Below are 22132 nucleotides of genomic sequence, written 5' to 3' on the forward strand. Positions count from 1 at the left end.
CAATGATATTTTTACAACTGAATCCCCTGAGTGGACCCGTGGCCATTACGGAAATGGTTCTATTACTTGCCGGTACTGCCCTAATTGGATGGCTTCTGGGGCGCTGGGTAATGGCTGCAAGGCTTGACGCTTTGCGGGAAAGTATAGAAGAACGAACAGGTGAACTGGACTTTTGCCGATCGACTCATGCCACCAAAGTGAATACCTTTCAATCAGCAAGATTGAAAACAGCGCCGTCCATAAACTTTGCCCAAACAAATATTCAGCCCGATGATCTGAAAATGATTGAAGGTATTGGGACTGCAATTGAGGCACTTCTTAATGCCAATGGTTTTCAAACTTTTGCTGACCTTGCGGAAGCAAAACCGGAATATCTTGCCGGAATCCTGAAAAATGCAGGTTCGCGTTTCCAAATGCATGATCCCGGGACGTGGCCTACGCAGGCAGCACTGGCACGAGACCAAAACTGGGTGGCTTTGGAGGAAATGCAGAGAAATCTTAAAGCAGGTAGAATATGAAATAGGTACACTAAAAAAGCGGTCAACCCAACTTGGGTTGACCGCTTTTTTAGTGTACTTAATCGAAAATAAGGTACTTAAAGCGTACTTACAGTTCGTTGAATGAAAGTCGTAAGCGCTTGTCCGCTTAGCATACCTTGTGAAAGCAGCGCCAAATCATAAGCTTGCTTGGCAAGCGCCTTCTGCTGAGTTTCATCGGCTGTTTCCAAAATTTTGGCCGTGAGCGGATGATTGGCATTCACCGACACGGTATACATCATGGGCATATCGCCAAACATCGAACGCTGTCCGGAAGTAGCCTGCATGTCGGTCATGCGGCGCATAAATTCCGGGAACGTAATCACTACCGGAAGTTCATCGGCGGGCATCGCTTCTACTTGCACAGTAGCAGATTTCGACTCCATTAACCCTTCAAATAATCCCTTTGCTTTTTCCTGCTGATCGGTAGAAAGTACGCTTTCGAGTGCAAATTCCTTTTCAATCAGTTTGTCAACCGTATCTGCATCTACCCGCTTGATGTTTACCTTTTCCAGCTTTTGTTCCAGCGTATTTATAAAATGAGGATCAATGACCGTATCCAAATACAGTACATCATAACTACGCTTCCTGGCAGAGTTTATAAACGAATCCTGCTTTTTGCTGTCGTTGGTATAGAGCCATATCTGCGTACCATTTTTATCTGTCTGATTTTCTTTGATGGCTTCCTGATATTCAGCAAAAGTGAAATATTTACCTTCGGTGTTTTTCAGAAGACAGAAGTCTTTCGCTTTATCATAAAACTTATCGTCGCTGATTGTGCCATACTTCACAAAAAGTCCGATGTCATCAAATTTCTTTTCAAAACCTTCGCGGTCATTTTTGAAAATATCTGCAAGTTTGTCAGCTACTTTCCGGGTAATGTAGCCGTTGATTTTCTTCACATTGCCGTCTGCCTGCAAGTAGCTTCTAGAAACGTTCAAAGGAATATCCGGTGAGTCGATTACACCGTGCAGCAGTTGCAGAAAATCGGGCACAATGTCCTTCACTTCGTCCGTAATAAACACCTGCCGACTATACAGCTGAATTTTTTCCCGCTGCATCTGAAAATCATTCTTCAATTTTGGGAAATACAAAACCCCAGTCAGATTGAACGGATAATCTACATTGAGGTGAATCCAGAATAAAGGATCTTCGCTGTAAGGATGTAGTTCTTTATAGAAAGCCAGGTAATCCTCATCCTGCAAATCTGCCGGATTTTTGGTCCATATTGGCGTCGGATTGTTGATTACTTTATCTTCAAACTCAATTTCAATTGGCAGAAACTTGCCATATTTTTCAAGAATTTCCCGAATCCTGAATTCACTTAAAAATTCTTCTGAATCGGGTGCAATGTGAAGAACAACGTCCGAACCACGGTCAGAACGTTCTGCCGGACCCAGCTCAAATTCAGTAGACCCATCGCATTCCCAACGAACAGCTTCTGCGTCATCTTTATAAGAGCGGGTGATAATTTCCACTTTTTCGGCTACCATATAAGCCGAGTAAAAACCAAGGCCAAAATGACCGATAATGCCTTTCTCGCTGCCAGCTTTATCTTTGTATTGCTCCACAAACTCAGCCGCGCCCGAAAATGCAATTTGATTAATATATTTCTTTATCTCGTCGGCCGTCATCCCAATTCCCCGGTCACTGACGGTGATCGTTTTGGCTTCTTTGTCCAGTTTTACAGTAACTTTCAGCTCGCCTAGTTCACCGTTATACTCTCCGTATGAACTTAGCTGTTTGATTTTTTGACTCGCGTCAACGGCATTTGACACCAATTCCCGAAGGAAAATTTCATGATCCGAATACAGAAATTTCTTAATAATCGGAAAAATGTTTTCAGTGTGAATGCTGAGAGTTCCTTTCTCTTGTACCACAGATTCCATACTTTTAATTGTCATTATGAATTTTGAAACAAATAATTTTTATCTGCAATACCTGTCTAAAATTTGCGTTCCAATACAAAAAAACGGCACTCCGCTGACAGATTGACAGGCAACCCGTACAATTCGCCAGTGGTTGATAGGTAAGCCACTTTTTTTAGTAATATTGTAGCTACGATAACCTCTGCAAGAAAATGAAATTAACCAAATCTCTGATTATTACTCTGATAGCTGGTTTTTGTCTGTCAGCCTGTGCGCCAAGTACAGTTCCTTTTACCAACTTTACGGTCTTTACTGAGCAGCTCCGCACCGACCTCGAAGGTGCCGGCATTCCGCTTTCAAAGGTGCAATTTTACAACGACAAGCCCGTAGCAATCAAGCGGCAGGGGATTAATGCCAACGATATAAATGTGGATGCGGAAGGGCAAATCAGCATTCAAAATGGCAAAACCGTTCAAACGATTAATGTGCGGCCGTTTACACCCGGAGTAGTGATGAGCAATGGCGGGGGATCCATCAATGTATCGTTTGATGATACCCAAAAAGACCGTCAAGGCATGCGGTTTATTCTTCAGGGAAATCAATATGTGCTCGAAACCATTGATGCCAACAAGATGTCTTATAATGACAATACGTTTGATCTTCAAAGTGGCGTAGGCGCCCGGTTGTTTGTAAGTAAAGATTTGCTAAACCAGGTGAATCGGCAAAACGAAACGCAGAAGGGGCGTAGGGTAGGACAATAAAGAAATAATTTTACGGTATCCGGCTGAGATAGAAAATGTTCAGCCGGATTTTTTATGCCTTATTTTTATAAAAACGGATCATTTCGCCGTAACCCATGTGTTGTGCAAGTGCTGTGACTGCCTGCGTAAGGCGTTTTACTTTGGTCTCGGTAGTTTTTGCGCTTTCAATCCATTTTGAAAAATAATTCTGATGCCCCGGGGGAAGGGAACGGAAATAAGCAAGTGCGCGCGGTTCGTCGTGCAGGCAATCGATCAAATCCTCCGACATGGGCAAAGGCGATGTGTCTACTTCCAGTTCCAGCGTAACAGTAGCATGTTCCTGTTTTTTAATTGCTCGCCGGATTTCGGCATTGGTTGGAAGTATGAACGATCCGTCTCCCATCGGAATAACGGCAAGCTGCCGAATTTGAAACGTATCAAGCAAACCTTTGACGCGAAAAGAGGTACGTATTCCGGGATTTAAGGTGTGTGCCTGTTCCGGCGAGATTTCAACGTATATCCATCCGGTTTTTTCACCTTTATCACGAAATTTTTTCAGAACAGCCTGGAACCGTACCATATTCAAAAATGAATTGGAATTGAAGTTTTATACGCTCAATCCATCCACAATTGCTTTAACAGCTGCTTCGGGAGTTGTGGGACGGAAGTTGAAGCGTTCCTCAAATTTACTGCTTTCAAATACATAATCGCGGTCATACTGATAGCTCATTTCACGGAATTCCTTTAAAACAGGAATAAAAATCCCTAACATTCCCAGAAGCCATTGGGGAAGAACCCGCACCTGAGGAGCCATATCCATTTGATTGGCAAACAATTGCACCCAATCTTTACCCGTAAGAGGCGTAGTGTCGGTGGGTAAATGCCACACCTGATTGTAGGCGTCGGGTGTGTTGCCCAAAATTGCGGTAGCCTTTGCGGCGTCGGGTGTAAATGTAAAATTGTGAAGCTTGTCGGCGCTGATAAACCAATCGGCTTTTTTGCCTTTCAGAAGATTTTTATATACCATCTCTACCAATACACTGTTTTTGGGGCCAATGAAATCAGCTGAGCGGGCTATCAACACGTCCAAATCGGAATGCGCCATTTCGTGTAGCAGCAATGTGGCAATTTCCTGCCGCACAGCTCCTTTTTTACTCACAGACCGCATCGGTGTTTCCTCAGTCATACGCCCCAGAAAATCAGGGTCGTACATATAAATATTATCAAAGAAAACCAGGCGCGCGTTGTGTTTTTTGCAGGAAGTAATCACACTTTTGATGAATGGCGGCCAAAGCTGTTGCCAGGATTTGGCGCTATACTCAAAGCCAATAGTGACATACACAACGGCAGAACCGGAGACTGCCCGGTCTACCTGTTTGGGGTCCGAAAGTTTGGCAGGGAAAAGCTCGTCATCAGCGTTTACTTTTTTTGGAGTTCGGCCAACTAATCGGATATGATTGGTGTACTTGGGCAGTTCTTTGGCGAGTTCGAAGCCAATCGAACCCCCAGCGCCTAATATCGTTTGCATCGTTGAGTAATTATCCGTAGTAGTGGCCATAAATGTACATATTTATGTTTAATTATAATAAAAATGTAATCATTTCAGGGAATTCGTGTACGAGAAGTTAGATCATTTTTTGTAAAATATAATCGTTCATGAAGAATCCCTCGCCAATTGGAATATCTTCTCTATCTACAACTGTAAATCCATTTTTCTTATAAAAATCAATTGCTTTATTTTGTCTATTTACGTTGAGAATCAAGGAATTGCAATTATTTTGTATTGAAATTTCAGTTATTGAAGCGATGAGCTTTTGACCGATGCCCTGTCCCTGAATATCTGGGAGAATGTAAATTTTGTGAATTTTTGTTTGAGGTAAATTCTTGTAAAATAATTCATAAGAGATAAAACCGAGGAGTTCTGAATCATTTTGTGCTACCAAAAATATATTGTTTTTTGTATCCACTTGTTCTTTAATTGAACCCAAAGAATACATCATTTCGAGCATAAAATACAGTTGTTTTTCGGACAAAATGGACCCAAAAGTAGCGGGCCATGTTCGGTAGGCTATGTCCCGAATGATCGGATAATCAGCAGGAGTAGCAGGGCGAATTGATATCATAACAGTACTTGAAACCTCTTTTTGTTGATCATTAATTGGAACTGAAATCTACACAAATGAAAATTGATTTTATAAAAAAAAGAACGTTCTGTTTTTATAAAATCAAGGGAGTTTCCCGGAAAATATAAAAACAAAACGTTCGGTAGCGTTGGATTTTTGATCCTATCTGATTGCCTCGGTTGTTCTTAAATAGGCGACAAGGTTTAGAATTTCGGTATCGCTCAACGACTCAAATAATCCGGTTGGCATCATGGACGCCGGTGTTACTTCCCGCGATTGAATATCGGTTTTATTTAGGATCACTGCTTCTTGACCTACTACCCGCAACGTAAGCTGCCGATCGGTCTCTTTGGCTACATTCCCAACGTGCGTACGTCCATCGCGGGTGGTTACGACCACCATTTTATAATCATCCTGAATTTCTCCACCAGGATCCAGGATATTGCTTAACAAATAGTCTACATTCGTTCGGTTGGAGCCCGTTATGTCGGGACCAAGTGTGCCTCCTTCTCCATACATTTTGTGACAGGGTCCGCAGGTATTCTGAAAAATCTGTTTTCCCTGTCTTGGATTGGCGGTCGAAAGGTTTTTTTCGGTTAGGAGTTTTTTGTATGAAATGTAGGCTGTTTGGTTAAATGCAACGTGGTCAATTGGGCCCCAAACCTCCACAAAGCCACTGCCAACTACCCGGCGCAGCTGATTTGCGACGTAGGGCGGTACATCTTTTTTTGCAATCGTTTTTCCGGCAAGTGCTTTTGTCAGTAACCATCCGTAGGCAGGTCGTGACGCCAACGTTTGAATCGCTTCGCGTTTTTCAGCAGCGTTCAGCGTGGGGTATTTATCCAAAAGCAATTTTCCAAAAGCCTCCCGATCATAACTAGCCATCGCCCGAATCGCTTCGATTCTGAGGGTTGACTCCTGAAAAAGAGAAGGTAACTCAGCGGCCAATTCGGGGCGTTGTCGGGCGCTCAGGTTTTGGAGTGCTTTGAGTCGTTGATCTGTCGGAGCAGTTTTGTTTTTGAGGGTAATTATCTGTTTACGAGCCGCTTCGGAATCACCAAAATGCGCCGACAATTCTCGGGCAATCTCCGCTGACTTGTTGTTTTGTTTGGCAAGATTTGCCTGGACCGGTTTCCAGTTAATGGGTGGAGAAACATCATAACGCCCTTCCAGCGCATCGCGCATGCCTTCCAGCAGGTGCAGCTGATTGGGCTGATTTTTGCTAATGGCAGCTACCACAAGTTCGGTTTTCTCAGCATCGACAAGCCGTCGGGCAATAAACTGACTGAGCATCGGAATCTTACTTTGGGAGGCCAAAGTCAAGGCTCGGGCCGGATTTTTGATTAGTAATGGTTCTATTCCAAACCAAATCATTTTTGGTAAATTATGATCTTGGGCATCTTCGGCATGCGTTACCAATCCTTCGGCAATGGACCACCTCGATTTTTCATCAACCCGGGTAAGTGCCGAAGCTAAGTACAGGCGAACAACAGGCGAAGCATCCTGCCGGGCCAAAGTAGAAAACTGCGAAAATGCCTCAGGATTTGCAGCCCGGTCTTCACACAAGAATTGAATTGCCCAGCTACGTACATAGGGATCCCGGTCAGCAAGTGCTTTCTGTAAATCGTTTGCTGTGAGGCCTTTGGTTATATGCAATGCCCAAAATGCCCGAAGTCGCCAGTCGGGATTGGTCTCTTTCGCAAAAAGAGTATGTAGGGCCTGATGAGTTGTTGCTTGTAGAGTATTTTTTGCTGCCCGGGCCTGCAAAAGTAAACGTGCCCGGCGCGCATGCCATTCGCTTGGGCTTGTTTGAAGGGCTACTAATTCCTGATCCGAAAATGCAGAAAGATTGGCATAGCGATTGGGCCAGGATTTGGCAGCAGAATTTTTTGGCATGATTCTGAAAATACGGCCCGTTTCCCGATTCACTACCTCCGAACCACAAATGTCGGCATCGTGCCAATCGAGCACATACAGGCCGCCTTCCGGGCCAACTTCCATACTGAAACCAACCCATTGTGCATTGTTGGCCATCATAAAATCTTCACCATGATGGGATGTAAAACCAGAACCTTTGGGCACGAGTACATCTGAAAGCACGGCGTGCTCGTGAATATTGGCCATGAAAATTTTACCTTTTTCAGACCCAGGAAATGCATCAGACTGATAGATACGTGCGCCACCATGTGCCGAACGGTGGCTGTGATCGGCAATAGTTTTTATATCATTATATACATACGGATTGAAATGTTGTCCACCCTGCCGATGGTAAATTCCGCCCGGAATCACATGCCACAGGTGAGGAATGACGCAGGCCGTGATGAAAAGCTGCCCTTTGGCATCGTGGTCAATGCCCCAGGGGTTGCTGAATCCATGCGCCACTACTTCAAAAATTTCTTTCGTGGGATGATACCGCCAAACACCACCGTTAATTTCGGTTCCTTCACCTTCCAGAATATCTTCGGGAAATGGGTCTTTGTGCGAGTATAACCTGCCTTTGCCGTTTGGTTTTCTGACTTTCGATGGCGTAGCAAATCCCTGCAAGCCATACAGCCAGCCATCGGGTCCCCAATGCAGGCTGTTGAGGGTTTCGTGCCGGTCGCGTATGCCCCAACCCGTAAGCTTTACCTCAATTGCGTCCAAATCAGCTTTGTCATCGTGATTGCGATCAGGAATAAAAAGTAAATTGGGGGGAGCGCCTACATAAACTCCATCAAAACCAACGGCCAAAGCAGCCGGAAAAGCAATGCCTTCCATAAATACTTTGCGTGAATCGGCCACGCCATCCTGATCTGTATCTTCCAGTATGACAATGCGGCTATCTCCTGAATTAGAAAACCCCTTCCCCCGATCTTCATAATCGCGGTTTTCAGCTACCCAAAGCCGGCCACGGTCGTCCCAGCAAAATGCCATAGGTTGCGTAATCATGGGTTCACCAGCCCAGGCATTTACCTGAAAACCCTCTTTTATGGTCATAGCGGCTACGGCTTCTTCGGGATTCAGGAATCGGGCGTCGCGGCCTTCTTTTCGAGCTAAGTCCCACAGGACAGCCGTAGAATAGGTAGAATTATTGCCTGTATAATTCCCCCAGGTTTTAGTCATTTCTACATCATTCAATTCGCCGGTATATACCACCAACTGATGCCGAACCAAATCCATACTGCCTTTGGGGATACTCAAATCTGTCAGGCGTTGCCGCACGGGACCCAGGCCAAGTTGCCCATCTACCCGCCAATGTTGCGGATAGCCTTTGTTGGTTGGGTGGTCAAAAATGGCGATATGCACCAAATCGTCGCGGCCTTCTACCTGCATTCCCACATCGGCCCACATGGCGCGCTGACCTTCGGCTTTTTCGTTACGCTGCCGGGCGGCATTCATGACTTCACCTTTGATTCCGGGTTTCCAGGGCATGCGTAAAAACAACCCGCCATAGTCATATTTTCCAATTGTTACATCTACGCGGGCTTCTCCGTTCCATTCCAGATCCAAAAAATACTTTCCGTCTTTTTCCAGCATCGACCAGGTTTGGGTTTCGGTTAGAACAGCTTTTCCTTCGGCATCCAGCAAATCATACACCGTTTGCCATTTTACCTCGGTTCCTTTTTCCTCCAAAACCGTAAGCGACACCCGCCGCCAGTAATCACCCTGTGGATTATGAAAATAGTCACGGCCATTTACACGCGTATAGCCCCAATAAAGGCCCGTCTGATGCTTATGGTGGCCGGGGCTGTACTCGGTTAAAATGCCTTTGCCATCGGGTGCAACAATCGGGTGTAGGTACGGGCGAAAGTCGGCTTTGGCAATTTGAGTTAACATGGGAGTTTTTTCTCCGGCGCGGAAAATTTCCAGTTTTCCTGTTGCGGTATCGGCCTGTATGTGCAGAACCGTTTCTTTGAAAATGGAGGTATTTTTATTCGAATTCGTTAAGAATAGAGGCGAAAAACTCAGTTGAAAAAAAAGAAGCGTTAGGATGCTGGTAGTAAATCGTAGGTACATAATTGAGTGCGTTTGTAAGCTAAACCTTATAATCAAAAAAGTGCTGGGTTTTATGTATTTACCTATGGCTTAATGCGCTACAAATGGTTTTACTTTTTTATTTAAAAATAGAATAAAAAAAGCTTCCGAACAGTCGGAAGCTCAAAGGTATGTGTGTAAGTTAAAGTAGGGGCTCGTCCAGATACTGCCCCGGTAGGGGATCAGGATCAAGTTCGGGAATGCCCGGATCTACCGGCTCGTACTCAGGCACCGGATCAAATGGTGGAGTTTCAGGCTCGGGTGGTATAATTGGCGGGTTTTCCTCCGGTGCGATGGGTTCCGGTATTTCAGGTTGATTAGGCAAAATCGGATTTTCGACTGGATTTTGCGGTGACCCGATTTCGTCGGGTCCGATATTGGTTTGAGTACTCATATGGATTGCGGTTTAGTACATAAAAATATCATGAGAATGACTGATAACAGCACTAAAAGAAACGTGCCTTTTATTCCTGAAAAAAAATGAAACCCAAACAGGATATTTTTTGATCGTTCTCTGATTAACTAGATATTTGGAATTTCCAACGTTCTCCACTTTCCCAGGCTGTGGCAGAATTTCCGTAGGCAGAATAGCCTTTGGCACTTTTCAATAGAAGAGCCAAATGCATCAGATTGTAGGTCATGAATGTAGTGTTTCGATTTGTAAAGTCATTTCCTGCAGCCTTCGCTTCTTCATCAAGATAACTTGGGCCGGGACCAACTTCACCGACCCAGCCACAGTCTGCCTGCGGTGGAATGGAGTATCCCAGATGCTGCAATGCATATAAAATTCCCATGGAACAGTGTTTGATACCATCTTCGTTTCCTGTTACGACGCATCCGCCTACTTTGCCATAATAAATATATTGTCCTTTTTTGTTGGTCATAGCGCTCATGGCGTACATTCGTTCGAGCAGGCGCGAGGCTACCGACGACTTTTCACCCAGCCAAATGGGCGTTCCAATAATGAGAATATCTGCTTTCATCACCGTATCAAACAGATCGGGCCATGAATCTGTCTGTATCCCGCCGGGCTCCTGCGTCATATCAGGCTGAATACCTGGTGGAAGGTCCATATCTACCACCCGAATGAGCTGGGTTTTGACACCTTCTCTTTCCATTAGTGCACGGGACACCTCCATTAAACCTTCGGTATGGCTTTTTGTGGGAGATTTTTTAAGTGAACAATTTAAATACAGTGCGCGCAGATTGCTAAAATTGGAGGTTGGTTTTTCGGTCATTGGTTTGTTTTTGGGATGAAGAACATTTATTTACCCAAAAAACTTTATGCCAAAACCAAATAAAACTACCTCGGAACAAGTTACTTATCAAGGCGAAATGTATAACAGTATTACAATTTAGAATTCTCATTCATAAACTACAAATTGAACCAATAGGTCAATTTGGCTACCAATACTCGATTTTTTACCATAAAATTATCCGAAAAATAATTATCAGAATACACCAGAAAAAAGTCTGAAACAGGCCGGAAGCGCCACTGCAACCGACTGTTAATGTTGACATTATTTGTAAGATTATTGTATTGAAAAAAGGTAGTCCAGAATAGACTTTTGGAAAAAGTAACATCTGCACGAGGGCCGATCAGAAACAAGTTGCCTTGTCCTTCGGAGGATGTGACGCGACTCAGGCCGTAATTCAGCGTGAGTGTGCCGTAGGGCTGAAAACGATAAATCAATGCGCCGGTCAAACTGGCTATGCTACCATTAAAATTTTGACCAACTACCCCCTGCATTTCCAAAGAGATTTTCTTGCGACGATCTGAAATAAAATCAAAACGAGCCTGCGTGTAGCGGTAGTCGGTACCTTGTCGAAGCGGACGATTGCCACTCCGGGTAGGGTCAAAATCTGCCAGCAGAATGGTGTAGGTATGAGCCACCTGCCAGACGAGTGTAGCGCTGCTCTGAAACGTAACGTCACCAATGAGCCCAAAGGCCTGATCTGTCAAACCAGAGTTGAACTTGCGGTATTCTTCGTAGCTCGTGCCTAAGCTAAATCGGTTGACGATTCGGTTGCCGGGATAAAAATTTAGCTGAAAGCGGGGATTGACCCTGAATACATTTCGACGGGGCACCACGCCAACTTCGGCTTCAAAGTTTTCACCGATGTAGTAATGGTTCCACACAAATTGGTAGCGGTACATATTGCGCGTAAGCGAAGCGCCCGTACTTAGCTTGCCCGAGCCGACAGCCGGACTAAATGCCTGATGGTAATAAAGCTTTCCGAGCCATCGGTTATCTGGTGAAGCCATATTATATTCCAAACCTGCCACGCGGTTATATCGATTTTGGGAAACAGTTGGGTTAAAAACCTCTTTGTTTATAAAAAGCGCCGTGATATTGGACCGGCTAAAAACCTTTTGCTGCACTACTGCTACCGTGGTATTGGCATCCGAAATCCCGCGCTCGGCATCGCGGGCGGTTTGTACATTGAGCAACCCGATACGCAGATTGTTACTTACTTTGCCATTAAGTCGGAGTCCCGACAAAATCCGGATGGGTGTGTAGGTGCCGGTGGTGGTGTCAAGTTCGAGACCAACCCGGCGGGAGTAGAAGGGTGTAAAATTCTGATTTCCAAGGCCTGATAAGTACGTCTCCTGACTGCCAAAGGTTCCGAAAAGGTCGGAGTTTTCCAGAAAAAATTGTCGTTGTTCGGGAAAGGAAAGTGAAATATCAAACCGGGTCAGATTTTGAATTTGTCGGTCGGCTTCAACGGTCGAAAAGTCAGGATTAATGGTAGCATCCAGAATTAGGCCAGGCGTAATGCCCACTTTTAAATCTGCCCCAATCGAATTCTGTGGAGATCGACCTTTGGGTTCTTTCAAAAAATCAGTGGCCTGACCGGCCCGGACATAAGGTATTACCGCAAGGTTCATTCCCGGTTTTTTCAGGGGCTTCTCAAACTCCATCGGACCGGTAAAGGCCAGATTAAAAAATAGTTGATTTTGCGGAATCCGCACCCAGCTCGACTGTTCGTTGGTCTGTGAATCAAATCGGTAGCACATAAAATTCCAGGCGGCACTACCTTCCATGTACCGCACCGTCCGAAACGGAATCTTCACCTCGGTAGTCCAGTAGGTATCATATATTTTTGAATCGCCTTCCCACTTATTATCCCAGAAAGTATTGAAAAACTGCGTGTCTGAGCCACCATTGGAAATAAGCGCTTCCCGCATGACGCCAAAGGGATTCATACCAAATAGAAAAGCATTGGTTTTGTCCTGAAAAGTGTCAAAAATAAAACTAATGTTATCGTTTCCTGTGGCACGGTAGTCACGCCGGAAGGAGGGAACAATAAATTTATTTCCGGTTGTATAGCACTTGGCAGCTACATACAGGAAATTCTCATCGTAGGTCATGTATAGCTCCGTCCGGTTTTGTGCACGAATAGAGTCAAGCGGGAAATACTGCCAAAATTGATCCGTTACCTGGTAATTTGCCCATTCATTCTCATCCATTTTTCCATCAATTATAAGTGGGGAGCTCGTAGCCTTTAACCTAAGAGAAGGCGTAGGGTAGGGGTCTTGGGCGACTGCCGATTTGGGGAGCAACCAACTAATAAAAAGTACTGAAAGTGCGCATAGAGAATTTTTCATTCAGGCTCGATTAGGTAAGAATATAAGTAGGAGAAAGCTCGCAATTTTTTGTCAGGAGGGTAATCTGAGAATCGTTGCAAAGGTAAAATAGAAAAGCAGGCAGGGATAGGAAAAAAGATAGAATTGCAACAATTTCTTCCAAAAAACAGTACGCAAATGTGCAAGTCATCGTTTTGAAAATAAAGATTTAGCCCATGATAAAATTTGAGGTAAAAAAATGGATTGCTTTGTTCCTGCTCTTTGGTGTTGCAGCAGGTTGTTCTTCAACTAAAACGGTGCCTTATACGTCCAAATGGAATGCCCCATTTACGTATGTAGACGAGGCCGCTCCTGATCAACAAGACCCCCGCTCGCGGTTGCGGTATGGAGTTATTAATGATGATTCTTTTCTGTACATTACCCTGAAAACCCGTGATCCGAGAACGGTGGAAAACATCCTGACTAGTGGATTGCGGCTGTCGTTTACACCTCATACAAAACCACGTAGTTCTTTTTCGCTGCTGTTTCCGGTCGTTAGCCGCGATGACCGTCGGGCACTCCGCAAAATGGATATTGATTTACCTACGAGTCTCGGTCTGAGCCGGATGCTGGAAGCGTTTAATAAAGAAGCTCTCTGGAAAGATCGGGCCGGAGAGCGGTTCGTTAACCTGGTTACTACCGAAACCGGCATGCGCTGTACGATTTCTCTGGATGAAAATCAGGAACTAACTCAGCAATATACCATCCCGTTTGCCTTGTTGGGCGTGGATGCCCGGCAAGCTTCTGTGTTGGATATTGGCATAAAAACCGAAGGTACATCCGGTCAGTCGGGTGTATCGCCCCGCATAAGTGTTGGTATGGGCGGCATGGGTGGTTTTGGTATGGGCGGTGGCGGGGTTGGCATCGGAATGGGCAACGGCAACCGAACTGTCGATGACCGAGCCGTGGATATTCGTCTGCAGGTAGCGCTTGCTAAAAATAGTTTTAGCCAGGATTTACGGTAAATGCAATCCTTCAACGGGCAGTTGAACTGTCCGTTGAAGGATTGTTTCTAAAAAACATGTAGCTGGCAAAAACGCTTATTCAGGTTGCAAAAGTTGTTGCAACTCAATGAGTGAATACTCGGTGATCAGTTTCAGACGTTCGTACCCTTTTCTGATTTCGTCAATCGAGGAACCGGATGCGCCTTGAAATTCAATTAGTTTCAAAAGTCCGTTTTCCTGAATACCCATCATGGCATAGGACGATTTTAACTTGTGAGCTACGTCCTTAATGGTAGCGTGCTCGGCACTTTGAATAGCTTTTTCCATAATACCCATTTCGATGGGAGCCTGCTCAAGGAAAAGCTCAATCATTTCCTGTTCAAATTCTTTGCTGTCATCCGAAATTTGTTTCAGATAGGTCAGGTCCACGAATGGACCGCTGGGGTTGATAGATGCTTCTTGCATTTCGTGTAAAGGTATTGCCAAATCTACAATTTTATTGAACAATTCGGATGGAGAAAAAGGTTTTGGAATGTATTCATTCATGCCTACGGCAAGACATTTATCCCGCTCTCCGACAAGTGAGTGTGCGGTCATCGCAATAATCGGCACATTACTGCGGAGTATATTCCGAATAGCCTCAGTGGCCTGATATCCATCCATTTCGGGCATTTGCAGATCCATTAACACCAAATCATACTCCACATTTCGGATTTTTTCTACCGCAATTTTTCCGTTCTCTGCGAGCTCCGGTACAAAACCAAAATTGCTCAATACCTTCATAGCGAGCCGCTGATTGAGTACATTGTCTTCTACTAACAGGATTTTTAGTTTCGAATCGCTCGTCAAAACCTTGGGCGCATGTTCACTTTTACGTTTAATCTGCGTAGTTGCCTTTTTTAGAGGCAATTTAAAAATAAAAGTAGATCCTTCATTCGGTTTACTCTCGACCCAAAGTGTTCCTTTTTGTAGCTCAATTAACAACTTTGAAATGCTTAATCCCAGCCCCGTGCCGCCATACTTTCGGGTAGTATCGGTATCTGCCTGCGTGAAACGTTCAAAAATACTTTCCAGTTTTTCAGCCGGAATACCAATACCTGTATCTTTTATGCTAAACAGAAAAGTGTGCTCAGTTTCCGTTTCCTGCAAAAGATCGACTTGTAGATGTACAGTTCCATTTTCAGTAAATTTCAGGGCGTTGTTTACCAGATTTAATAGAATTTGGTTGAGTCGGGTTGGATCCCCAACCACCTGCTCGGGCAATCGTTCATCGAGCGTATAGTCCAAATCCAGATTTTTTTCCGAAGCTTTTTGACTTAGAATTGCCTTGATATTCTTTACGAGTTCTTTCAGGTCAAACGGTATCTCTTCAATCGTCAAATGACCGGATTCGATTTTTGACAAATCCAGAATATCGTTGATAATACCCATCAGGTTTTCAGCTGCCATGTGAATACTCTGCGTGAAATCCTGCTGATCCTGAGAAAGTTCGGTGTCTTTAAGTAGATTCGAAAACCCGATGATGGCATTCATGGGTGTTCTGATTTCATGGCTCATATTGGCCAGAAAAATATCTTTCGCACGTGCGTTGCGCTCGGCTGTTTCTTTGGATTTGTGCAGCTCTTTTTCAATCTCAATGCGTTTGGTCAGATCGGCTCCGTTTCCAATTACATACTGTGTTCCATCCATAAACTCCGAAAGCACATTGGTATACATCCATGTTTTCTCGATTCCGTGCTTGTCAATTACCTGCATTAACCCTTTGCTGCTTCCCGTAGTTTTGATTTGTCTGAGATATAATTGAATATCAGGATGGTATTTGGGTTGAATTATATCAAATAAACTCCTTTTTTTAAATTCACTCATTGTGTAGCCCAACAGTTCCACACCGGCAGGATTAACGCTTAAAAAATTTCCTTCGAGATCGTGTGTACACATCAGACTGGGAGAATTTTCAAAAAATACCCGGTGCCGACGTTCGCTGATTTGTAACTGAATTTCGGTTGCTTTTCGCTCACTAATATCTTTTGCTATAACTAAATAGCCGGTTGTTTCTCTATCGGTATTTTCAAGGCGAGAAATCGAGATTTCAGCTGCGAGCTGACTGCCATTTTTTCTCAGGAAAGTAAATTCATCCGTATAGGCTGCTCCCGAGGTAGTTCGGGTTGTTAAGGCTTCAAAAGCAGAATGAAGAGGTAGTCCGTGCGAACTATTTAGAGCATCCATCAGCTGGGAAATCTCCCTGGGTTCGAAGAAATCAATGATATGCAGGCTATGTATTACTTCCGAGGGTTTATACCCCAGCATTTGCTGTGCGCCCTTATTGAAAGTCGTGATGAGCCCTTCGATGTTGGTCGAAATAATGGAATAGTCTGTTCCGTTCAGGATTTTCTTCTGAAATTCCGAAACATCGCGGAGTACTCTCTGAATGCGGGTAAATGCCGTCGTATCGCGCCCAATGGCGTAAATACTGTCTTTATTTTCATCCAGAGTGGCTAGCCACTGAATGTATTTATAGTCTCCGCGTGAAGTTTTGAACCGGGTCGTAATGTTCAAAGGATTACCGGTTTCAACCAGTTCTTTGACCTTACCTGCTGTTTTTTCTACCTCCTCGGGATGGATAAAGCTGTAAAATGTATTCTCTTTCAAGATGGAATGCGACCACCCCAATACCCGTTGAAACGCAGGATTAATCTTACGAAAATAGCCGTCCGCACCAGCAATGCAGATCAAATCCTGAGATTCAAGAAATAGAGTTTCGTAATTTTGAAGTTTCAGACGTTCCTTGCGGGATACAATATTTGCAACTACCTCCTCCGCCAGCATGGATAAAACAGTCCGTTGGTCAGAGCTTAGCTTGTGTGGAACGTGGTCAATGACACAAAGAGAACCGAGGGCAAAGCCGTTTGGATCAATAAGTGGCACACCCGCATAAAAACGAACGTGTGGCGGGCCCTGTACCAGTGGATTGTTCCTGAACCGATCATCTTCCCAGGCATCAGTAACTTCAAATAAATTGTCGCCAAGTATGGCGTATTGACAAAAAGAATCTTTGCGGGGTGTAAACTCCTCATCCAGGCCAACTTTGGACTTGAACCATTGCCTGTCTTCATCCAGCAGGGTTACCAGCGAAATAGGCATGCCACACACGATTGATGCTACTTTGGTCAGCCGATCAAATTCTTCTTCGGGCAGGGTGTCCAATATAGTATAATCTTTCAAAGCCTTTAAGCGATTTTGTTCGTTTGCAGGCACAGGTAGATTAGCCATTTAGTAGTCAAGTGGGTTAAAAGATTGTATGGCAAATATACAAATAGCTATTCTGTAAATTTGTGTTACAATAAAAATCTGGGAATTATATAACCAAAAGTAGGTTATAATTTAGATAATTTGGTGAAAAAACCGCTAACAGATTGACAAAATTAGGTGGGGATTGCGTCAAATGGGGACTGTGGTTTTTACGTTTGCAGGGAGGAGTAAAACAAAAATACTCAAATTTTCGTATTCGTGTCACGTTTTGAGCCACTTTTCCCCAAAATCCAAATGGAGATTTAAGTATACAAATTTAAGTTTATTATGGTTATAAAAAACCTCGAAATAAAATATAAAGAGAAAGAGTAGGAGAAGGGAAACAGGGAGCGGCTTGGATAGTCGGAAACCAAAAAAAGCACACCCGAGGGTGTGCTTTTCGAAATGATCTATGGGGTTCGATCAGATAACTTTTACGTTAACTGCGTTTAATCCTTTTTTGCCATTTTCTACTTCGTAAGACACTTTGTCATTTTCGCGGATATCGTCAGCTAGACCTGATACGTGTACGAAAATGTCCTGATCACCATTGGATGGGGAGATGAAACCAAATCCTTTGGTATCATTGAAAAATTTTACTGTTCCTTCTTGCATTGTATTGATTTGTATAAATAAAAACTGAGTACAAAGGAACAGCATTGTCTGCTGGAATCCTAATGTATTTAAAAGTATTAACCATTTATTTACTCAGAGTTTACTTTTTATAGCCTTTGGGGCTTCCTATGGCACTTTTTAGTTATGAAAATTTTTAGAGAAATTCCAATTCCTGATCCCTGTTTTATGGATTTACATTTTGTGAGCGATCTGACGGAACCACCTACCTGATTATTCAAAAAAAACAGAGCTGTACTTGGATTGTGAATATATTCCCCACTATTCAGATTTGCTTCCAAAATGTGTAGATATTTTATGTAGTTTTTGTAGAAACTCCCCGTCATCGGTGCCTGGTATTGACTTTGTAGGAGTGCTGGAAACTACTTTTCACTCTAACCATACAATACAATGGGAAATCTGTTATATACGATTGCCGTGATTTTAATAATCCTTTGGCTGATCGGTTACTTTGGTTTTGCCAGTTTTGGGCTTGGTAACATTATTCATATTCTATTGGTCATTGCGGTCATCGCCGTTATTCTACGTCTGATTCGTGGAGATCGGGTGGTGTAGCAACGCTAATTGAACAAACAAAACAGCCGATGCACTCCGAGAAGAGAAGCACCGGCTGTTTTGGTAAGTAGTCAGGTGAAAGCGTTAAAGAACGGGGCCTTCGGTCACCGTTTTTGTATTGTCATCGGGATGGCGATCCACCAATTTATTGATGGGGTCCACGCCTGCTTTTACAGGCTTTCCATTGACCACAATTTTGACCGTATTTTCCTTGCTCGTTACTTTATGTTTTTTCAGGTAGAGCAATTTATCTTCTCCATCTTTACCTTTCGTATAGATGCCTACGTCATACCACTGCGTATTGAGTGGCATAGGTTTTTCGTTTCCGGCGCTGTCGGCTCTGAAAATCTCTGAGGTAAATTTAACGGTTACTTCATATTGATTGTTACTTTTTTTGACATAGCTCGCGTCCGTGGTTTTGTTTTCGTAAAGGGTAATATGCTCAAACCAGTCGTCAATCAGGAATTTTAGCGAATCGGGCGTTTCTGCTCGGAAATAGCTTATCAAATCGCGGCTTGTCGGGTAGCGTTTGTGCTTAGAGTCCGGACCGGGATATTGCCATTCTGCCAGAAAGTTTTTCAATGCCCGGTTTACGTTTTCTTCCCCAATGTAATCCTGCAAACCAAACATTATAACCGAACCTTTGCGGTAATGAATGTACGCCTGTCCTTCGGTGAGGGCCATCGGTTGCTCTTTTTTACGCTCCATAGCTCGTCCCTGCAAGTAGCTGTTCATTTCGTATTTCAGAAACTTTTGCATCAACTCAGGCGCTATCGTCTGTTTCATGACCATTAGTGCCGAATACTGCGACTGCGATTCTGAGAGCATGGCATTCCCCTTCACACTTGCTTCGGGTACCTGATGTCCCCACCATTGGTGCGCTACTTCGTGCGCCGTTACGTAGTAGGGCATATCCAGGTCTTCTTCCGGATCACTTATTTTTTGAATAAAACCGATGCCTTCCGAAAACGGTACTGTATTCGCAAACGACTGCGCAAAGGAAGCGTACCTTGGAAACTCCATGATTCGCATCTGCCGGAACTGGTACGGGCTGAAATTTTTTGAGTAATAATCCAGCGATTTCTTCATGGAAGCCATCATTTTATCCAGATTGTACTCGTGGCCTTTGTTGTAATAAATTTCCAGCTTTACAGTTTCACCCGAAGTGTTTTTCCAGGTATCACGCAGTACTTCATAGCGGGCTGACACGATGGCGTAGAAATTGACCATCGGGACGTCCATTGCGTAGTGAAAATATTTCCGGCCTTTTTCTGTCCATTCTTTTTGCAAATACCCCGGCGCTATCGCTATCTGATCGGCCTCGGTACCAATGACCATCTGAAACCGGATGTAATCGGCATCATCGCCAAACAGACTTTGACTCAATCCGCGCGGATCGGTCTGCTCCATCATGCGTTCTTTCTCGGGCAATTTATACTTCCTGCGCAAATCATCGCTTCCAAGTTCTACCTCGGCAGCGTAGCCAAGCGACGGAAAGTAGGAATTGTTAAAGAATGTACCATTCTGTACAACGTCCGTGTTACCCATGCCGGCAGTGAATCCTTCGGTGGTAAAATTGACTTTAAATTCAATTTTGAGCGAATCGCCGGCTGCAAGTGGTTTGGCCAGGGTGTAGATAGTGTAGCCAAAGTCCTTCCAGGTCTGTTTGATTTTGGCCTCGCCGCTGCTAAACCGCAGGTAATCCGTTTCTACTTTTTGCTGATAATTTTCCTGAATATGAATCTCAGCAATCGGTTCCTGCGTTTTGTTTTTTACCCAATAAAAACCTTCGGCCATAAAATCCCTCTGAGATGGATACAACTCCACTTTCAAATTTGATTCTACAATTTTGGGCTGAGGAAAATGCTCATATTTCTTTAACGTTTTTTCATAATCTACCGAGAGCTGCTCCTGTTCTTCCTGCGTACGGTACGTATTGATTTTGTTTGTATTGTAGTACACAAAAAATCCAGTTCCTCCAAAAAGCACCACAGAAGCCAGTAAGCCTATCAGAATAGGACGCGAAAGTCGATAACGAGTCAGGCTCACACGGGTTTTCATCAGTGTATCGGTGCCCCGAACCGCAAACAAAACAGCCATCACAAACAGCAGCGCTACAAACCCAAACCAATAGAGCTTTAAATACGAGAAACGCGTAAAAAAATGTCCGTATCGGTTCATGTCGGAGTAGTCGCCCAAACTGCCGCTATTGAACATAAACAGCGGGTGCTGAATGCCCATTGCCCCAATCGTGAAGGTGATGATGAAGAAAACGAACATCAGTGAGTAGCCCACAAATTTGTTGTTGGACATCACCTGCACAAAAAACGAAAGCAAGGTATAGGCAATCAGGAAAAACAGGGTGGAGGTAAAAAGGCTTTTCAGGTAAAGCCCAATTTCGTAATTATAGTAACCCAAAGCCGTTTGTACGCCCATTCCGACTAAAATAAGGATGAGTAAAAGAGCGCAGTATACCAGAATTAAGCCAACAAATTTGGCCGTGAGATTAACCCAATCGGGCACCGGCAGGGCGTCCATGATGAGATTCATATTGACTGCCCGCTCCCGCCAGATAATTTCGCCTGAATAAAAAATAGTGATTATCAGAAAGAAAAGATCAAATTCATTAAGCAGATTAAGTACGTTGGCTGTGATAGGGTAGGAACTCGTTCCGTACATGTCGTCAAAATAAAACGAGCTGACAATAAGGTTGATGAGCCCCACAGCGACAATCCCTACAAACGGTACATCTTTAACAATCATTCGTGCGTAAAATGTAGCTTGCTGCCACAACATGCCCGCATAACTGCCGGCATTTAATACCTGCTTTACAATCGGGATTTGAATGGTTTGAGGGTTGAAACTGGTTTTTTCAGCTACAATAGCTTTGGCTTTGCGCCATCCTTTGCGCACTACGCTGAAACTGAATCCAAAGTAAGTGCCAAGTAATATAAGGCCGGAAATACCCAACCAAAGCAACCGATTGTATAGAATAACTCCCTCCAAAGGTACCATTTGGGTATTCTTCTGAGCCGGTGACCAGTATTCGGTATAAATCTGGAAGGCCCGGAATCCGAAAGGATCGAGCATAGCGGCCAGCGTTTTGTTATCAATATCTTCAAGAATCGTATCGGCAATTTGGTACAAAACAAGTAGCACAATTCCCTGAACATAAATTACAATCGTCTGACGGCTAAGTGTTCCGGCAGCAAAGTAGAGCGCCGCCTGAATGAAAAGATTGGTGAGCCCAAGCGTTAGAAAAGGCTGAATAAAATACCAAAATCGAAAGGGCAGCATTTCTTTGGCAGCCCAGGACGGCTCCCAGGGCAGGCTCTTGCCGGTTGCAAAGCCCAGCATAAATGCAATCCATACGGCGCTGAATACGAGGATAGTAACAATGAATGAGCCAAAAAAACGCCCGAACAAATAGGCGAATTTTGAGACAGGTGTAGTAAAGAGCAGCGAATCGGTTTTGTGGTCAAAGTCCCGCAGTACAGGCACGCCCATGATTGCTGACGTTATGAACGTAAGGGCGAAGGTCATAATGACCGTCATAAATGCCAGATTATAAGGAGAATTCTCCTTGATCTGTCCGCCTGCAACGCCCCCAATGACAACATATTTGGACGTAACGGCAAAAAAGCAAAGAAGAAAAATGATGGCAAAATATAGGTAGGTGGCAGGTCGCTTTTTGCGATAGGCCAACTCAAAGCGTAAAATTTCTTTTAGCATGGGTGTTTTGAATTAAGAAGAGTGAACAAAGGCTGAATTTTTGTAAAGGATAGGACCTTCAAGTTATATTC

The 22132-nt window shown here is 44.0% G+C and carries 15 protein-coding genes; 4 read left to right on the forward strand and 11 right to left on the reverse strand.

Annotated features, from left to right (window positions below):
* Positions 1-2: 2 nt before the first annotated feature.
* A complete protein-coding gene (locus EZE20_RS04630) occupies positions 3-518 on the forward strand; it encodes a hypothetical protein (RefSeq protein WP_132114962.1) in 516 nt (171 codons plus the stop codon).
* A 77-nt stretch (positions 519-595) separates the two neighbouring features.
* Here the strand turns inward: EZE20_RS04630 and htpG are convergent, their stop codons facing one another.
* Entirely contained in the window at positions 596-2425 is a 1830-nt protein-coding gene (htpG, locus tag EZE20_RS04635; RefSeq protein ID WP_132115128.1) for a molecular chaperone HtpG, read from the reverse strand.
* Between the two features lie 191 nt (positions 2426-2616).
* Between htpG and EZE20_RS04640 the strand changes: the two genes are divergently transcribed.
* A complete protein-coding gene (locus EZE20_RS04640) occupies positions 2617-3165 on the forward strand; it encodes a hypothetical protein (protein WP_132114964.1) in 549 nt (182 codons plus the stop codon).
* A 52-nt stretch (positions 3166-3217) separates the two neighbouring features.
* On the opposite strand, the gene EZE20_RS04645 is transcribed toward EZE20_RS04640, so the two are convergent.
* The 7 genes from EZE20_RS04645 to EZE20_RS04675 all read right to left on the reverse strand — a co-directional run bounded on the left by EZE20_RS04645 (position 3218) and on the right by EZE20_RS04675 (position 12891).
* Positions 3218-3724: a YdeI/OmpD-associated family protein gene (locus tag EZE20_RS04645; RefSeq protein ID WP_132114966.1), complete on the reverse strand. Its 507-nt coding sequence runs from the start codon at positions 3722-3724 to the stop codon at positions 3218-3220.
* Between the two features lie 27 nt (positions 3725-3751).
* On the reverse strand, positions 3752-4672 hold the full coding sequence (locus tag EZE20_RS04650; RefSeq protein ID WP_132114968.1) for an NAD(P)H-binding protein: 921 nt from the start codon (positions 4670-4672) through the stop codon (positions 3752-3754).
* Between the two features lie 97 nt (positions 4673-4769).
* Positions 4770-5153, reverse strand: coding sequence for a GNAT family N-acetyltransferase (locus EZE20_RS04655; RefSeq protein ID WP_228713534.1), 384 nt, complete (start codon positions 5151-5153; stop codon positions 4770-4772).
* Positions 5154-5429: 276 nt separating this feature from the next.
* Positions 5430-9263, reverse strand: coding sequence for a PVC-type heme-binding CxxCH protein (locus tag EZE20_RS04660; RefSeq protein ID WP_132114972.1), 3834 nt, complete (start codon positions 9261-9263; stop codon positions 5430-5432).
* A 160-nt stretch (positions 9264-9423) separates the two neighbouring features.
* Positions 9424-9675 carry a filamentous hemagglutinin gene (locus tag EZE20_RS04665; RefSeq protein ID WP_132114974.1) on the reverse strand — a complete coding sequence of 84 codons (252 nt, stop codon included), beginning with the start codon at positions 9673-9675 and terminating at the stop codon, positions 9424-9426.
* Positions 9676-9799: 124 nt separating this feature from the next.
* Positions 9800-10519, reverse strand: a complete 720-nt coding sequence (locus EZE20_RS04670; protein WP_132114976.1) for a flavodoxin family protein — start codon at positions 10517-10519, stop codon at positions 9800-9802.
* Positions 10520-10656: 137 nt separating this feature from the next.
* Positions 10657-12891 (reverse strand): DUF5916 domain-containing protein, encoded by a 2235-nt coding sequence (locus EZE20_RS04675; protein ID WP_132114978.1) that lies wholly within the window; start codon positions 12889-12891, stop codon positions 10657-10659.
* Positions 12892-13085: 194 nt separating this feature from the next.
* Between EZE20_RS04675 and EZE20_RS04680 the strand changes: the two genes are divergently transcribed.
* Positions 13086-13874, forward strand: a complete 789-nt coding sequence (locus tag EZE20_RS04680; protein ID WP_132114980.1) for a hypothetical protein — start codon at positions 13086-13088, stop codon at positions 13872-13874.
* Between the two features lie 75 nt (positions 13875-13949).
* Here EZE20_RS04680 and EZE20_RS04685 read toward each other — a convergent pair whose 3' ends face one another.
* Together EZE20_RS04685 and EZE20_RS04690 are read right to left on the reverse strand one after the other, a co-directional pair.
* A complete protein-coding gene (locus tag EZE20_RS04685) occupies positions 13950-17123 on the reverse strand; it encodes a PAS domain S-box protein (protein ID WP_132114981.1) in 3174 nt (1057 codons plus the stop codon).
* A gap of 441 nt (positions 17124-17564) precedes the next feature.
* Entirely contained in the window at positions 17565-17756 is a 192-nt protein-coding gene (locus EZE20_RS04690; protein ID WP_132114983.1) for a cold-shock protein, read from the reverse strand.
* Between the two features lie 408 nt (positions 17757-18164).
* On the opposite strand from EZE20_RS04690, the gene EZE20_RS04695 reads away from it, so the two are divergent.
* Positions 18165-18329 (forward strand): lmo0937 family membrane protein, encoded by a 165-nt coding sequence (locus EZE20_RS04695; RefSeq protein WP_132114985.1) that lies wholly within the window; start codon positions 18165-18167, stop codon positions 18327-18329.
* Between the two features lie 84 nt (positions 18330-18413).
* Here the strand turns inward: EZE20_RS04695 and EZE20_RS04700 are convergent, their stop codons facing one another.
* Positions 18414-22061, reverse strand: coding sequence for an ABC transporter permease/M1 family aminopeptidase (locus EZE20_RS04700; protein WP_132114987.1), 3648 nt, complete (start codon positions 22059-22061; stop codon positions 18414-18416).
* Positions 22062-22132 lie beyond the last annotated feature (71 nt).

The sequence above is a fragment of the Arundinibacter roseus genome, from assembly GCF_004348825.1.
Taxonomy (GTDB): Bacteria; Bacteroidota; Bacteroidia; order Cytophagales; family Spirosomataceae; genus Arundinibacter; species Arundinibacter roseus.